This window comes from Agitococcus lubricus (assembly GCF_003051055.1).
GTDB lineage: Bacteria > Pseudomonadota > Gammaproteobacteria > Pseudomonadales > Moraxellaceae > Agitococcus > Agitococcus lubricus.
This window is the reverse complement of record NZ_QAON01000008.1, coordinates 65,024-80,149: the sequence shown is the minus strand read 5'-3', so window position 1 is coordinate 80,149 and position 15,126 is coordinate 65,024. Positions and strand designations below refer to the sequence as shown.

Genomic DNA, 15,126 nt, shown 5'->3' with positions numbered 1-15,126 from the left:
GATGATTAGTATTCAGCAAGAAGATTTTGACTTGGCGCATGAGTTACAACAGTTAAGAAAAAGTTGTAACCAAATGGGTGCCTTCGTGAGCTTTGTCGGATTAGTGAGAGACTATGCGACGCAGGGGCAAGTCACTGCAATTGAACTAGAATACTATCCTGCAATGACGTATAAATCATTAGTCCGTATTGTACAGCAGGCGGAGTTACGTTGGCCATTATTGGGGCTAAGGGTGATTCATCGTATTGGCTATTTGCCTGCACATGCACAAATTGTGTTGGTGGCGGTGGCAAGTCAACATCGACATTCTGCTTTTGCTGCCTGTGAGTTCATCATGGATTATTTGAAAACCGAAGCCCCATTTTGGAAAAAAGAGTACATCAATGGGCAAAACTATTGGGTAGAGGCTAAAGCCACAGATACGCAGGCTTTAGCAAAATGGCAAAATTAACGAGTTTGTAATTGTGGCTGGTCAAGTAAGGTTTGTGAGCCAACTAACATCATCCGTAACATCATCACCGTGGGTTCAATAATTTCGGCATGGCGTTCTCGTGGCAAGTCGAGGGCAGTTGTACCCATTGCAAAGACTAAACGGGTCATGCCTTTAGCGACTACATCAGGCGCATACAAAGTCTGATTCTTGGCCTGTCCCAAACGAATTAAATCGGCACACAGCTCTTCTTCAAAAAAACGTAATTCCCGTTCAACGGCCTCTTTGAAGGCGGGTGAGCCGACACTGCCTTCGCGTAATAAAATATGTAATAAGGCTTCATCGGCAGAGAGCTGTTCTAAAAAAGTTTCTACAGAACTTCTAATCACACTGCGCTCACTGCTAGCGCGTTGCCTTGCTGCACCAATAATGGTTCGTAATGAGCGGCCTGCCTTATCAATTAAGGCAATTGCCAGTTCGTCCATATCCCGAAAGTGACGATAAAAACTATTAGGAGCAATATTGGCAGCACGTGCCACCTCACGCAAACTGAGTGAAGAAATGCTACGGTGTGGGCCAACTAGCTGCAATGCTGCGTTTATCAAATCTTCGCGTGTAATCACCGCTTTACGTCCTTGAGGGTGAATCACTGTGGTCGTTTCTTTTTCGTGTAACACAACAGTTTCACTCATATACCTTACCTTTGCTGGTTGAGGAAGTATTATTTTTGATAGCGTATACGTTGAGCCTAAACGACTCAACAACAATAAACAGTGTAGCGTAGTTAGTTTATTTAGTCACATGCCTTTTTTATACACTCCCTAATTTTAAGTTAATTAACGCAAAATAACATTTGATTCCTTTTTAATATACATTTGTATATACAAATGTATATTAAATGGTTATGATGGTGGCTGTTCCATAGGCAAACAGTATGTTGGGTACTGTCTAACAAAGGCGATAGAGTGATGTTAAAAACAGTAATTCAGCCCTTAGTGTCAGAAAAAACAATCGATTTTTGGGCAGAGGAGTTGGGATTAACATGGCGTTGGCAACGGCCAATTGCCCGCATCGTGGCACGTCAAGTATCGGCCAAAAATACAGTGAGCTTATGGTTAAAACCCAATAAACATTTTTTAGGATTTAGTGCAGGGCAACATATCAACTTGACGGTAGATGTGCAGGGTACCCGTTTAACGCGTAGTTTTAGTTTGAGTCATGCACCGCGTAAAGACGGATTATTGCGAGTGACGATTAAACAAAATCCAACAGGTACTGTGAGCCGATATTTGATTGAGAACGCGCAAGTCGACGACATCGTAGATATTAGCCAAGCCTACGGTACATTTAATTTAGTGCCACAAAAAACAACGGTATTAGTTGCCGCAGGGAGTGGCATTACACCCATGATGAGCTTATTACATAGTCTAGATGAGCAACAACTTGCGCCTATTTATTTATTTTATTGGGCAAAAACACAAGCTGATGTCTGTTTTTATGAGGAATTACAACATCTTAGCCAACGCCATAAAAATTTGACAATCAAGTTTATCTTCACTCAAGAAGCGCAAACTCACGGCTTAACAGGCCGTGTCAATGCCGAATTATGGCAGCAACTAACCGCAACTTTAGATGAGTACCATGTTCTCATTTGTGGCAATGCAGAATTTGTTGACACGGTTAAGCAGCTATCAAGTAAGGCTATCTCTCAGCAATATGAAGCATTTACACCCCCCAAATTAAGCAACTCGGCAGCACAAGCGGTAGTCCGTGTGGAATTAAAACAAAGCCAAAAAGTGTTAGCACTAACCACAGGAACGTCGTTATTAGCCGCTTTAGAAGCTGAGGGTATTTATCCTCCTTCTGGTTGTCGTATGGGGATTTGTCATACCTGTAGTTGTCAAAAATTAGTGGGTACAACAGAAGATTTACAGTTCGCTGAGCTGAATGCAGAGTCTGGTGCGATTAAATTATGTACTAGCCGTGCCTATAGCGATTTAGTGTTAGATTTGTAATTTACTTGGGTCTGATAGGCAGTAAATTATAAATAAAATCAGAGGTTTGTATGAGTCATATTCAAAATCGTGTGTTGAACGCCGCCGAAATAGCACAATTTGGTGCAGAATTAGATGCATTGCGTGAACGTATTGTCGCCGATTTGGGCGAAAAAGATGCGCAATACATTCGTCGTATTGTCAAAGCTGTCCGCTATACCGAAATTGCGGGGCGTGGTTTACTGTTTGCAGGGATTTTTCCTCCTGCTTGGTTGGCTGGAACTGCGTTATTGGCTACGTCTAAGATTTTAGAAAACATGGAGTTAGGCCATAATGTGATGCATGGCCAATATGATTGGATGCGTGACCCACACTTACAAGGTAAAAGCTACGAGTGGGATATTGTGGGTACCAGTGATAATTGGCGGCACACACATAATTTTAAGCATCATACCTATACCAATGTGAAAGGGATGGATGACGATATTGGTTATGGCTTATTGCGCTTGTTTCCCGAGCAACGCTGGCGACCTTTTTATTTAGGGCAACCCATTTATGCGGTCATTTTTGCCCTATTATTTCAATGGGGGGTGGCTATTCAAGACTTAGAGCTGGGCAAAGTATTTGCAGGCAAAAAGAGTAAAGAACAGTTTCAAGCGGAATGGCAACCGATTGCTGCCAAAATCAAAAAACAATTATTAAAAGACTATGTGGCGTTTCCTTTATTAGCAGGCCCGTTATTTTTGCCTGTTTTGTTGGGGAATTTGGTCGCCAATGGTCTGCGTAATATATGGACGTTTTCGGTGATTTTTTGTGGGCATTTTACCGCAGATGTAGAAGTGTTTCCCAAAGAGATTATTCACAATGAAACACGCGGCCAGTGGTATTTACGTCAATTAAAAGGCTCGTCAAATTTAACGGGTGGTAAATTATTTCACATTATGACAGGCAATTTGAGTCATCAAATTGAGCATCATTTATTCCCTGATATTCCTGCGCGTCGTTATGCTGAGATGGCTGTTGAAGTACGGGACATTTGTCAGCGTTATGGCCAACACTATAATACGGGTTCTATGCCCAAACAGTTTGGCCAAGTGTTGGGGCGGATTGTGCGTTATGCGTTGCCTTCCAAACCCCTAACAACGCCGCTCTCGGCAGTCTAATTTTAGGCACATAGTCTGTAAAGAAAAGACTATGTGCCTTATGGTTTAAGATTCACCACGTAGTCGCATCAGTACTTCATTAAAGCGCATAGGTTTGCCAAACGCATAACCTTGCGCAAAATCGCAATGCTCATCTTGTAATAGACTAATTTGCTCTTGCAGCTCTACCCCTTTAGCAGTGACTAACCAGCCTAATTTGTGCGACATAGCAATCAGTGCCGCAATAATTTCGTGGTCGCTATGATTACTGGGGTCTAATAATAAACAGCGGTCTAATTTTAGTTCACAAATAGGCAACGTTTTTAGCCAAAGCAGTGAAGAGGCGCTGGAGCCAAAGTCATCCACAATCAATCTGATGTTTGACTGCATCAGTTTGCCTAAAAATAGCGGTGCTTTATGCCGATGCTCATATAAAACGGCCTCTGATAATTCAAAACAAAACCATTGGCGGTCAATATTTTCTTCTTGCAATATGCGTTCTGCTTCGGGAATAAAACGGTCATTATTGATATTTAATGCCGAACAATTCATGCTAATGCGTAGCGGAAATTGATGGCTAAGTAAGGTTTTAATATCTCGGCAAATGTGCCGAATGACCCACATATCGACCAACTCAACAAAACCATTAAACTCGGCGATATTGATGAAGTGTTCGGGCGTTAAGATGCCTTTTTCGGGGTGTTGCCAGCGTACTAAAGCCTCGAGCGCAATAATTTTGCCATCACTTAAACGGATAACGGGTTGATAGTCCAAAAAGAGCTGCGATTGAGTGATGGCCGCATGCAGGTCTTTTTGTAAAGATAATTCCCGATGTGACTTATGTTGTAAGTAATCACTGTAAAAGTTAAACGTGTTACGACCACTGCCTTTGGATTGATATAAGGCAGTATCCGCATTTTTAATTAATTGATCTTGGGTATCGCCATCATACGGAAACAGACTAATACCGATACTGATGGTTGTGGTAGCGACTTGTCCACTCAGCGTGATGGGCTCTTGCATTTTATGCAGAATACGCGTGGCAATCACTTTGGCTTCTGCGGTACTGCTAATAGGGGCAATCAGACAAAACTCATCGCCACCAATACGACCAATTAAGTCATGGCCACGTAGTACAGAGCGTAAACGACGGGAGATGATACGTAAGAGTTCATCGCCTGCGGAGTGACCTAAAGAGTCATTAATTTGTTTGAAATTATCCAAATCAATAAATAATACCGCAAGTTTATTGGCGGCTTGCCGTGCTTCATTCAGCCGTGCCGTGAAGGCTTCTAAAAAGGCATGACGATTATGTAAGCCTGTTAAGTTGTCAAAATTTGCCAATCTTTCTAAAGATTGTTGGTCGTTATTTAAGCGGTTCAGGGCGTTTTTGTTTTCTGCTAGGGCATCTGCTTGGTCTAGGAATTTTTTGTGGGCATAAATGGCTAAGCAGACTAAAAAATTCATCACTAATAAAATAATGGTAATCGAAAGCGCACTAATAATTTTGGTTGCCTGTTGTGGCTCACTAATAATCGGCGGCACGATAAATAGGTCTAAGCTGCTTAACGAAATCCTGAAGGCAATCACTAAGCTAATCACGGCTATCACACTCAGAATGCCCGATTTAACAACATGTTTGGGTTGGTGTGTAAAAATGGCATAACTCACTAAACTGACGAATGCCAGTAATAGGCCTGCAATCGCGGCGCGATATGGATGAAAGTCCACATAATTGTTTTTAGTCAGTAGCAAAATAAAACTGCCTTGAATCAGCAGTAAAATAAAGGTATGGCTCATCAGCCAAGCATATTTTTTGACAGGGTGAATCTGATGACTGGCAAGTAAAAAAAACAGTAAAAAATAACTGAATACTGCCAGCAATAATGGCCAGACGATATTAAAATCTGGAGATGGAATAGGGAGCTTTAAGCCTAAACTTAATAAAATGTGACTCGACCAAACGGTTGTACCTAATACAGCACCAGACACAAGTTGCCAACCCAATTTGAGCCGTGGATTACGCATACGTTGCATTTGTTCGGCAATAGGGGTAATTGCGTAGAAGCCGATACTTGCCAAAATCAAACTAAGAATGACAAAAAACGGAGAAATTTGCCAAACAAAGAGGTCTAGTGTCGGATTGGAGAAGGCAGCGATTTGCCAGTTATGCCATGGGCTATCCATAAAAGTCTACAATGTCTCTTAAGTGGTAATGCAGTGACAGTCAGTGAATATACAGGCCATTTTAGCCTAAATCACCGTTAGGTTTACGTTAGAGCTGTGGATACTTTGCATGTCTTTTGTCTCAAATAGTTTTCACTGTGTCACTGCTTAAACATGCCATATATCAGATACGATGCCTATGACGCGGGTTATCTCAGTACACGTTATTTATGCCACCATACGCTGACGACGTGTAGCCCTTATTCATTATGGCTTATAGATGAATGCTACTATCTCTCATTATAACTTGTGATAGTGTTGGTAAAAAACGTCTTAAAGTGTTTTAACGAGTCTTAAAGCATTTGTCTAGTCAACTAAATGGATAAATTACGACTAGTAAAGACTTGACTACATCCTTTTTCTTATAAAAATAATGGCATATTGTCGACAAAGTATGGGCTTTAATTTGACAAAAAGACTTTTTTAGGTAATATCAGCTCAGTTTTATTAAGATTGTAGACAATGTTGTGCAACAAGCTCCTTCTTTAACTATGGAATCTTCCGATGAAGCTAATATGACTTTAGCCGACCGAGTGTTTGCCCAAATTCAGGATGCGATTGTTAAAGGACAGCTCAAAGCTGGCGTAAAAATGTCGGAAGCGGAGTTGACCACGCGTTATGGTGTATCCAGAGGGCCTTTGCGCGAAGCCTTACGTCGTCTTGAAGCGCGAAAATTATTGACCCGTATTCCTCATGTGGGAGTGCGTGTTGTTGAGCTAACCATTGATGATGTGTTGCAAATGTACCAAGTGCGTGAAGTCTTGGAAGGCATGGCGGCTCGTTTGGCGGCTGAGCATGTGACCGAAGAAGAAGTACAAGGCTTAAAGCAACTGTTGCAACAGCACCAACAACAAACCGAATTACAAACAGGTAAGGGCTATTATCAAGAAGAGGGTGATTTTGATTTTCACTATCGTATTGTCAAAGCCAGTCGTAATGACGTGTTGATGCAAATGCTCTGTGGTGAGTTATACCATCGAGTACGTTTGTATCGTTATCAGTTTTCGGTGACCGAAGGTCGTCCCCATAAGGCATTTGCCGAACATTCCCGAATTATTGAAGCCATTGAAGCCAAAGACGGTGAAATGGCTGAGTTGTTAATGCGCCGTCATATCAGTGCCGCGCGTCAAAATATCCAAAACCACTTAGTTGGAGAGAAAAGATGAGTTTACACAGTGCAGGTGCGCGTTTTCGCCAAGCCTTAGCCGAAGAATCACCGTTACAAGTGATTGGTGCTATCAATGCCAATCATGCGTTATTAGCTAAACGTGCAGGTTTTAAAGCCATTTATTTATCAGGTGGCGGTGTTGCCGCAGGTTCGTTGGGTTTACCTGATTTGGGTATTAATACTTTAGATGATGTGTTGATTGATACGCGCCGTATTACCGATGTTTGTGATTTGCCCTTATTGGTAGACATCGACACAGGTTTTGGCCCAAGTGCATTTAATATCGAGCGTACGGTAAAAAGTTTAATTAAAGCGGGTGCTGCCGCTTGTCATATTGAAGACCAAGTGGGTGCAAAACGTTGTGGTCATCGTCCGGGTAAAGAAATTGTTTCTACCGAAGAAATGGTTGACCGTGTTAAAGCTGCCGCCGATGCTAAAACTGACCCTAACTTCTTTTTGATTGCTCGTACCGATGCGATTCAAGTGCATGGTGTGGATGCCGCCATTGAGCGTGCGATTAAATGTGTCGAAGCGGGTGCAGATGGTATTTTTGCCGAAGCCGCCTATGATTTAGAAACCTATAAAAAGTTTGTTGATGCAGTAAAAGTGCCTGTGTTAGCCAATATTACTGAATTTGGTAAAACACCGTTGTTTAGCGTTGACGATTTAGCACCCACAGGTGTGGGCATGGTGTTATATCCGCTCAGTGCTTTCCGTGCCATGAACAAAGCAGCGGAATTGGTGTATCAATCGGTACGCGCCAATGGTCATCAACGTGAAGTGGTGGACATCATGCAAACGCGTGAAGAGTTATATGATCGTATTGGTTATCACGCTTTTGAAGGTAAATTAGACGCTTTGTTTGCGGCTAAAAAATAAAGCAATTCGTTTCTCTCCCTTAAACTAGGGGAGGGTTAGGATGGGGTATTTTGAGACCCCCTCCCGACTTCCCCCTAATTTAGGGGGAGGAGAATTCATTTGAGACAAGAGGAACAGTAAAAATGACGACAGAAACAACGACAACCACAGGTTTTAAACCAAAAAAATCCGTTGCTTTATCAGGCACAGCCGCAGGTAACACCGCTTTATGTACCGTTGGCCGTAGTGGTAACGATTTACACTATCGTGGTTATGACATTTTAGATATTGCAACGACCAGTGAATTTGAAGAAGTCGCGTATTTATTGGTGCATGGCAAATTTCCAAACACAGCTGAATTAGCAGGTTATAAAGCCAAATTAAAAGCCTTACGTGGTTTGCCAGCGGCGGTAAAAGTTGCTTTAGAACAATTACCACCATCTTCTCATCCAATGGATGTCATGCGTACAGGTGTGTCCGTATTAGGTTGTGTGAAACCTGAAAAAGAAGACCATAATCACCCTGGTGCACGCGATATTGCTGATAAGTTAATGGCTTGTTTGGGTTCTATGTTGTTGTATTGGTATCACTTTGCTTATAACGGCAAGCGTATTGATGTTGAAACCGATGACGACTCCATTGGCGGTCATTTCTTACATTTGTTACATGGTCAAAAGCCAAGCGAAAGCTGGGTTCGTGCTATGCATACGTCCTTAATTTTATACGCAGAGCATGAGTTTAATGCATCTACGTTTACAGGTCGTGTGGTTGCTGGTACAGGCTCTGATATGTATTCAGCGATTTGTGGTGCGATTGGTGCATTGCGTGGTCCTAAACATGGTGGCGCTAACGAAGTTGCTTTTGAAATCCAAAAGCGTTACGACACACCAGACGAAGCCGAAGCAGATATTCGTGAGCGTGTAGGCCGCAAAGAAGTGATTATTGGTTTTGGTCATCCTGTTTATACGGTTAGCGACCCACGTAACGTGGTTATTAAAAAGGTTGCTCATGAGTTAAGCGTAGAGCAAAGCAATACCAAGATGTATGACATTGCTGAACGTTTAGAAAGTGTGATGTGGGAAATCAAAAAGATGTTCCCGAACTTAGATTGGTTCTCTGCGGTGAGCTATCACATGATGGGTGTACCCACAGATATGTTTACACCATTGTTTGTGATTGCCCGTACCTCGGGTTGGTCTGCACACATTATTGAACAACGTATTGATGGCAAGATTATCCGTCCAAGTGCTAACTACACTGGCCCAGAAGATCAAAAATTTGTGCCATTAGCAGAGCGTAAGTAAGCATTTAGAAACTTTTCAAAAAGAAACCGTTTCCTTCCCCTAATTTAGGGGGAGGCTAGGAGGGGGTAGACCTCACCCCAACCCTCTCCTAACTTAGGAGAGGGGGATTCAACCCCCACCTGAAACCTCCTCTAGATAAGAGGAGGGAATTCTCTGTAGAGACCGCTATTATGAACAGCCAATTCCGCAAAAAACTCCCCAATACCAACCTAGACTATTTTGACGCACGTGCTGCGGTTGATGCTATCAAGGCAGGTGCTTGGGCAACATTGCCCTATACCGCACGTATTCATGCCGAAAACATTGTCCGCAAAGCCGATCCAGCCATTATCAATGACTGTTTAACACAATTAATTGAGCGTAAACGTGAACGCGATTTTCCGTGGTTTCCTGCGCGTGTGGTTTGTCATGATATTTTAGGTCAAACCGCTTTAGTTGACTTAGCAGGCTTACGTGATGCGATTGCCGACCAAGGTGGCGACCCAGCCAAAGTGAATCCTGTTGTGCCAGTCCAATTAATCGTTGACCATTCTTTAGCCGTAGAGTGTGGTGGTTTTGACCCTGACGCTTTTCAAAAAAACCGCGACATCGAAGAACGCCGCAACGAAGACCGTTTCCACTTTATTAACTGGACAAAAACAGCCTTTGATAATGTTGATGTTATCCCAGCGGGTAACGGCATTATGCATCAAATTAACCTCGAAAAAATGTCACCTGTGATTCACAGTGACAATGGTGTGGCCTATCCTGATACCTGTGTCGGTACAGATTCACACACGCCACACGTTGATGCTTTAGGGGTTATTTCTGTGGGTGTCGGTGGTTTAGAAGCCGAAAATGTGATGTTGGGTCGCGCTTCATGGATGCGTACACCAGACATGGTTGGTGTTGAATTAACTGGCACACGTCAAGCAGGCATCACCGCAACGGATATGGTCTTAGCTTTAACCGAATTTTTGCGTAAAGAAAAAGTGGTTGGTGCTTATTTAGAGTTCTATGGTGAAGGTGTACCATGTTTGACCATTGGTGATCGCGCGACTATCTCCAACATGGCACCTGAATATGGCGCAACGGCTGCTATGTTCTCTATTGACAACCAAACCTTAGATTATTTGCGTTTGACGGGGCGTTCTGATGCCCAAGTTGCCTTAGTTGAAACCTATGCCAAAGAAGCAGGTTTGTGGTCTGACAGTTTGGTCAATGCACAGTTTGAGCGAGTGCTTAAATTCGACTTGTCAACAGTTGTAAGAAACATGGCTGGCCCATCTAACCCACATCGCCGTTTGCCTGTTTCTGCCTTAAAAGAGCGTGGTATTGCCGTTGATTTAGATAAAGCACGTGCCGAAGAAGCACAAGGTTTAATGCCTGATGGGGCAGTGATTATTGCGGCAATCACCAGTTGTACTAACACTTCCAACCCTCGCAATGTGATTGCGGCGGGTTTGTTAGCACGTAATGCTCGTCAATTAGGTTTGGTGCGTAAGCCTTGGGTTAAATCCTCTTTAGCACCCGGTTCTAAAGTTGTTGAATTGTACTTAAAAGAAGCAGGCTTATTAGAAGACCTAGAAGCACTTGGTTTTGGTATTGTTGCGTTTGCTTGTACAACGTGTAATGGTATGAGTGGTGCATTAGACCCGAAAATTCAACAAGAAATCATTGACCGTGATTTATACGCCACCGCTGTGTTATCGGGCAACCGTAACTTTGATGGTCGTATTCATCCATATGCTAAACAAGCTTTCTTGGCATCTCCACCCTTAGTCGTGGCTTATGCGATTGCAGGTACAGTACGTTTTGATATTGAACAAGATGTGTTAACGGTGGTTGATGGCAAAGAAATTCGCTTAAAAGACATTTGGCCAAGTGACGAAGAAATTGATGCGATTGTCGCCAAGGCGGTTAAGCCAGAACAATTTAATCAAGTTTATATCCCCATGTTTGAGAAGCAAGATGCCGAAAAAGCGGCTTCTCCGTTGTATGACTGGCGTCCGATGTCGACTTACATTCGTCGTCCACCGTATTGGGAAGGCGCATTGGCAGGGGAGCGCACGCTCAAAGGGATGCGTCCATTAGCTTTGTTGCCAGACAATATCACCACTGACCATTTATCGCCCTCCAATGCGATTTTGATGAACAGTGCCGCAGGGGAATACTTGCACAAAATGGGCTTGCCTGAAGAAGATTTTAACAGCTACGCCACCCATCGCGGCGACCATTTAACCACCCAACGTGCGACCTTTGCTAATAAAGAGTTGGTTAACGAAATGGCGATTGTTGATGGTCAGGTGAAAAAAGGCTCGTTGGCACGTGTTGAGCCAGAAGGCCAAGTGATGAGAATGTGGGAAGCCATTGAAACCTACATGAACCGCAAACAACCGTTGATTATTATTGCGGGTGCGGATTATGGTCAGGGTTCTAGTCGTGACTGGGCAGCCAAAGGCGTGCGTTTAGCAGGTGTTGAAGCGATTGTGGCTGAAGGCTTTGAGCGTATTCACCGTACTAATTTAATTGGTATGGGGGTATTGCCTTTAGAGTTTAAAGCTGGCACAACGCGTAAAACTTTGGGCTTGGATGGCACAGAAACTTATGATGTTGTAGGTAAATTAACACCACGCGCCGATTTAACCTTAGTGGTTAATCGTAAAAATGGTGAAACTGTTGAAGTAGCAGTGACTTGTCGTTTGGATTCTGACGAAGAAGTGTCTGTTTACGAAGCAGGTGGTGTGTTACAGCGTTTTGCTAAGGACTTTTTGGAAAAACAGGGCTAACTATCCTTTCGACTTCGCTCAGAGAACAGCGTCGCGCTGGTTGCCCTTCGGCTGCGCTCAAGGAGCATAGGTTGTGGTGGTCGAGCGTAGTCGAAACCCGAAACCCATTGAATGAAGCAAAAAGCCCTATCGAAAGATAGGGCTTTTCTCTTTTGTACTCTCTGATAGGCCTTAATTGTCGGGTAAATCCCAAAAACGACGGCGATACATAGCAGGCGTTTCCCCAGTCATTTGTTTAAATAGTTTGGCAAATGCAGTACGGTCATCATAGCCCACACGTGTGGCAATTTCATCAATACCTAGTCTATCTTGTGCCAGTAAAGATTCTGCAGCACTGATGCGCACCCGTTGTAAATAGTCATAAGGCGTGAGTTGTGTCGCTTCCTTAAATCGTCTAATCACGGTACGCGGCGAGCAATGTAGCTGTTGTGCCATATGGTCTAATGTAATATGTTGCGCATAATGTTGTTCTAGCCAACGCTGTAAACGCGCCAATGCGATATCTTGCTGTTGAACAGGCGGCAAGCGCGGAACAAAGCGACGTTGTGAACCTCTGCCATATTCCATTACTAACATACTGGCGACTTGCCTAGCCAACCAATCGCCCTGAAATAATTGAACTAAGTATAAACATAAATCTAATCCTGCCTGAGCACCTCCAGAACAAAAACGTAAATTATCATGGGTCACTAATTGGTCTACAGCCAATTTAACTTGAGGAAAAGTCTGTTGAAAACTGTCAGCTAAATGCCAATGTGTAGTGGCTTTATGGCCATTCAATACGCCTGCCGCCGCCAACATAAAAGCCGCACTGCATAAGCTGGCTAATTTTAATTGTGGATGTTGACGCAACCATTCAATAAAGAGGGAGTTTTGTTTAATTGTTTGCAACGGTTGTGCGCCAATCGCTGGGACTAATAGCAAATCTGCGTCTGCCGCGCGTGCTAAATCGCCTTCTACAGGATAGCTGAGTCCTTTTAAGGGCACGCTTAAACCATCATCACTTATCGTACTCAACTGAAATAAGCGTTGTCCTGCCAGTTGATTAGCCACATTAAAACAATCTTGTGCCATGGTTAAACTAGATAAGACCGTATGACGACAAATATAGACAGCAATTTTAATCATAGTTTGAGCCGATGAATTTTTGTCTATTTTAACCATAAAAATGTCAATAATGACAGTAGAATCTAGGTAAGATTAAACGCATACTTTCTCTATACCTTGAATAATAGAGGAACATAATGCGTATATTTATCGCAGTCGCAGTGAGTAGTCTGTTGATGGCATGTAGTCATGTGTCTGTCACATCAGAAACCGTCAACCCACCCCCCAAAAGAGCGGAGCTTTCTATGAAATCATTACAAAATCAGCAGCTTTTAGACAAGTTTTATCGTGCTTTTCAACAACGTGATGGCGAAGCCATGGCGCAAAGTTATGATGCAAATGCTACCTTTAGTGACCCTGCATTTGGTTTATTACAAGGCCAACAAGTAGGGGATATGTGGCGTATGCTGACCGAACGCGCTCAGGACTTTTCGTTGCAATATAAACTGTTAAGTATCGACGATAACAAAGGTGAGGCGGAGTGGACGGCAAGCTATACGTTTAGTCAAACAGGCCGTACCGTGGTTAATCATATACACAGTGAATTTCGTTTTCAGAATGGTAAAATTGTGGCGCAACAAGACCAGTTTGATTTATGGCGTTGGTCTAGGCAGGCTCTGGGCTTAAAAGGATATTTATTGGGCTGGACACCCTTAGTGCAGCATAAAATACAACAACAAGCGACTAAAAATTTGGCTAACTATCAACAGAACAAAAGCCGTTGAAATATAGCGATTAGTGCTGACTATTTAGCCAGCACTATTTGCGACTAGGTAAGAGTTAAATACAATAATTACATCTCTTCTAATAGATTATTTAACTCTTTAGAAGGCGCTACTTTTTCATCCCAAAATTTACTAAAGTTTTGTGTGGGCGCACGACGGCGTTCATGTTTTAACCATAAACGGTCAGCAATACGACGAATTTGCAAGCCTGCCATTTCATCAAACAGACGATATTGACTGCTGAGTGCTTGTGCGGGGATTGCTTCATAACGCTTCAGTGCATCACGTAAATAATCTTCTCTATCTTTAGCATAAGCAACAACGGCATAGGTCGCATGGCTCAAGCGCACACCTGTTTGTAAACCAATATCGGTAGCTTCTTGTAATTGTTGCCAGCCTTGTGCCTCATCAGCAGCATCTTTGGGTAAAATGACCCGTAAACTCGCTTGCACGGCAAGTGGCTCTCCCCACCATTTTTGATTATCTAAGCAACTCATGGCACGTCCGATTTTGGGGGGGATAGCCATATCAAAATCCACTAAGCGGCCAGAGGCCACATCATTTTGTAAGGCTTGTAAGGAGGCTGTTGCTGCAACCAATAATAACAGTTGTTCTGAGTCGTTTTTGAAAGCAGGGCACTTGCCTTCGCCTATCTCATAACGATATTGATTTTGAAAATAAGTCGCTGCATGTTGATAAGCACGTACTTGACGTACCCCCGCTTCTTTATTTAAGAGTTGTTGAGCGATACGGGCATCAATAGCAATGTCTGTCCAGCCTTGTTGTTCGGCTTGTGTAGACCAAAATTCTTTTTCTGCGGCTTGTCTCTCGATACAGGCAGAAGAACCAGAATAACTAAAGGCTAAAATCATATTTGTGTCTACGCCTGCACGGGCAAAAGACATCATCAACGGGCTAAAACTCTCATTAGAATGACAAACCATCGTAATATCGTCAGACTTCATGACTTCAGGTAATACATTTTCCACCGTATTATGTACGACTTTATTGCCAATAAAACGATTAGGCGAGCAAGCGGTCGTTAAGATGGCAGCAGAAATCAAGGCCAGACGATAAATATGACGCATAGACATAATGGAGTTCCCTAAATTGTGTTTTAACGTTACGCACTATTGCGCGCACAATTGTTTAGTTTTAGAGCCAAAGAGTGTCACCCAAAGGCGAACTTATTTATTTTTATAATAGCTCAGTTTATGAAGGTTAGGCGTAAGTTTGATGGCTATGTTACGCGCTGCTACGTTACTCATAAAGCCTTATAAAGTAAATGGCTTTTTAGGACAAAGCCTTAGCCTGATAAATTATGATTGATGACGATAAAGTTTAGTGATTATAAGGAAAATTTCGTAAAATAGAGAGCTAATACTCTACCGATTGTTGTAAATT

At 42.8% G+C, this 15,126-nt stretch carries 12 protein-coding genes; 8 read left to right on the top strand and 4 right to left on the bottom strand.

Translation table 11 applies throughout. From position 1 onward, the window contains the following. Position 1: 1 nt before the first annotated feature. Positions 2-451: a molybdenum cofactor biosynthesis protein MoaE gene (locus C8N29_RS09540; RefSeq protein WP_107865831.1), complete on the top strand. Its 450-nt coding sequence runs from the start codon at positions 2-4 to the stop codon at positions 449-451. Here C8N29_RS09540 and fabR read toward each other — a convergent pair. Beyond that, positions 448-1,122 (bottom strand): HTH-type transcriptional repressor FabR, encoded by a 675-nt coding sequence (gene fabR, locus C8N29_RS09535; protein ID WP_107865830.1) that lies wholly within the window; start codon positions 1,120-1,122, stop codon positions 448-450. The genes C8N29_RS09540 and fabR overlap by 4 nt on opposite strands. A 276-nt stretch (positions 1,123-1,398) precedes the next feature. Between fabR and C8N29_RS09530 the strand changes: the two genes are divergently transcribed. Beyond that, complete coding sequence (locus C8N29_RS09530; RefSeq protein ID WP_107865829.1) at positions 1,399-2,445, top strand: flavin reductase family protein; 1,047 nt, start codon at positions 1,399-1,401, stop codon at positions 2,443-2,445. Positions 2,446-2,495: 50 nt separating this feature from the next. Then, positions 2,496-3,587, top strand: coding sequence for a fatty acid desaturase family protein (locus C8N29_RS09525; RefSeq protein WP_107865828.1), 1,092 nt, complete (start codon positions 2,496-2,498; stop codon positions 3,585-3,587). 45 nt (positions 3,588-3,632) lie between these two features. Here the strand turns inward: C8N29_RS09525 and C8N29_RS09520 are convergent, their stop codons facing one another. Next, the gene (locus C8N29_RS09520; RefSeq protein ID WP_107865827.1) at positions 3,633-5,753 is read right to left on the bottom strand and encodes a bifunctional diguanylate cyclase/phosphodiesterase; all 2,121 of its coding nucleotides are present in this window, start codon (positions 5,751-5,753) and stop codon (positions 3,633-3,635) included. A gap of 491 nt (positions 5,754-6,244) precedes the next feature. On the opposite strand from C8N29_RS09520, the gene C8N29_RS09515 reads away from it, so the two are divergent. The 4 genes from C8N29_RS09515 (at position 6,245) to acnD (ending at position 11,890) form a co-directional block, all read left to right on the top strand. Beyond that, the gene (locus tag C8N29_RS09515) at positions 6,245-6,958 is read left to right on the top strand and encodes a GntR family transcriptional regulator (protein ID WP_420836661.1); all 714 of its coding nucleotides are present in this window, start codon (positions 6,245-6,247) and stop codon (positions 6,956-6,958) included. Continuing rightward, a complete protein-coding gene (gene prpB / locus C8N29_RS09510) occupies positions 6,955-7,839 on the top strand; it encodes a methylisocitrate lyase (protein ID WP_107865826.1) in 885 nt (294 codons plus the stop codon). The genes C8N29_RS09515 and prpB overlap by 4 nt, the downstream gene beginning before the upstream one ends. 122 nt (positions 7,840-7,961) lie before the next feature. After that, the gene (gene prpC / locus C8N29_RS09505) at positions 7,962-9,122 is read left to right on the top strand and encodes a bifunctional 2-methylcitrate synthase/citrate synthase (protein ID WP_107865825.1); all 1,161 of its coding nucleotides are present in this window, start codon (positions 7,962-7,964) and stop codon (positions 9,120-9,122) included. Positions 9,123-9,292: 170 nt separating this feature from the next. After that, positions 9,293-11,890 carry a Fe/S-dependent 2-methylisocitrate dehydratase AcnD gene (gene acnD, locus C8N29_RS09500; protein WP_107865824.1) on the top strand — a complete coding sequence of 866 codons (2,598 nt, stop codon included), beginning with the start codon at positions 9,293-9,295 and terminating at the stop codon, positions 11,888-11,890. A 171-nt stretch (positions 11,891-12,061) separates the two neighbouring features. Here acnD and C8N29_RS09495 read toward each other — a convergent pair whose 3' ends face one another. After that, positions 12,062-13,018 carry a GlxA family transcriptional regulator gene (locus C8N29_RS09495; protein ID WP_107865893.1) on the bottom strand — a complete coding sequence of 319 codons (957 nt, stop codon included), beginning with the start codon at positions 13,016-13,018 and terminating at the stop codon, positions 12,062-12,064. A 224-nt stretch (positions 13,019-13,242) separates the two neighbouring features. On the opposite strand from C8N29_RS09495, the gene C8N29_RS09490 reads away from it, so the two are divergent. Then, on the top strand, positions 13,243-13,722 hold the full coding sequence (locus C8N29_RS09490; RefSeq protein ID WP_107865892.1) for a nuclear transport factor 2 family protein: 480 nt from the start codon (positions 13,243-13,245) through the stop codon (positions 13,720-13,722). 68 nt (positions 13,723-13,790) lie between these two features. Here the strand turns inward: C8N29_RS09490 and C8N29_RS09485 are convergent, their stop codons facing one another. Next, entirely contained in the window at positions 13,791-14,816 is a 1,026-nt protein-coding gene (locus C8N29_RS09485) for a hypothetical protein (RefSeq protein ID WP_107865823.1), read from the bottom strand. Positions 14,817-15,126 lie beyond the last annotated feature (310 nt).

What these genes read in the sequence shown, in the direction of transcription:
- C8N29_RS09540 (WP_107865831.1), top strand. Translation starts at nt 2, where the DNA reads ATGATTAGTATTCAGCAAGAAGATTTTGACTTGGCGCATGAGTTACAA.
- fabR (WP_107865830.1), bottom strand. Translation starts at nt 1,122, where the DNA reads ATGAGTGAAACTGTTGTGTTACACGAAAAAGAAACGACCACAGTGATT.
- C8N29_RS09530 (WP_107865829.1), top strand. Translation starts at nt 1,399, where the DNA reads ATGTTAAAAACAGTAATTCAGCCCTTAGTGTCAGAAAAAACAATCGAT.
- C8N29_RS09525 (WP_107865828.1), top strand. Translation starts at nt 2,496, where the DNA reads ATGAGTCATATTCAAAATCGTGTGTTGAACGCCGCCGAAATAGCACAA.
- C8N29_RS09520 (WP_107865827.1), bottom strand. Translation starts at nt 5,753, where the DNA reads ATGGATAGCCCATGGCATAACTGGCAAATCGCTGCCTTCTCCAATCCG.
- prpB (WP_107865826.1), top strand. Translation starts at nt 6,955, where the DNA reads ATGAGTTTACACAGTGCAGGTGCGCGTTTTCGCCAAGCCTTAGCCGAA.
- prpC (WP_107865825.1), top strand. Translation starts at nt 7,962, where the DNA reads ATGACGACAGAAACAACGACAACCACAGGTTTTAAACCAAAAAAATCC.
- acnD (WP_107865824.1), top strand. Translation starts at nt 9,293, where the DNA reads ATGAACAGCCAATTCCGCAAAAAACTCCCCAATACCAACCTAGACTAT.
- C8N29_RS09495 (WP_107865893.1), bottom strand. Translation starts at nt 13,018, where the DNA reads ATGATTAAAATTGCTGTCTATATTTGTCGTCATACGGTCTTATCTAGT.
- C8N29_RS09490 (WP_107865892.1), top strand. Translation starts at nt 13,243, where the DNA reads ATGAAATCATTACAAAATCAGCAGCTTTTAGACAAGTTTTATCGTGCT.
- C8N29_RS09485 (WP_107865823.1), bottom strand. Translation starts at nt 14,816, where the DNA reads ATGTCTATGCGTCATATTTATCGTCTGGCCTTGATTTCTGCTGCCATC.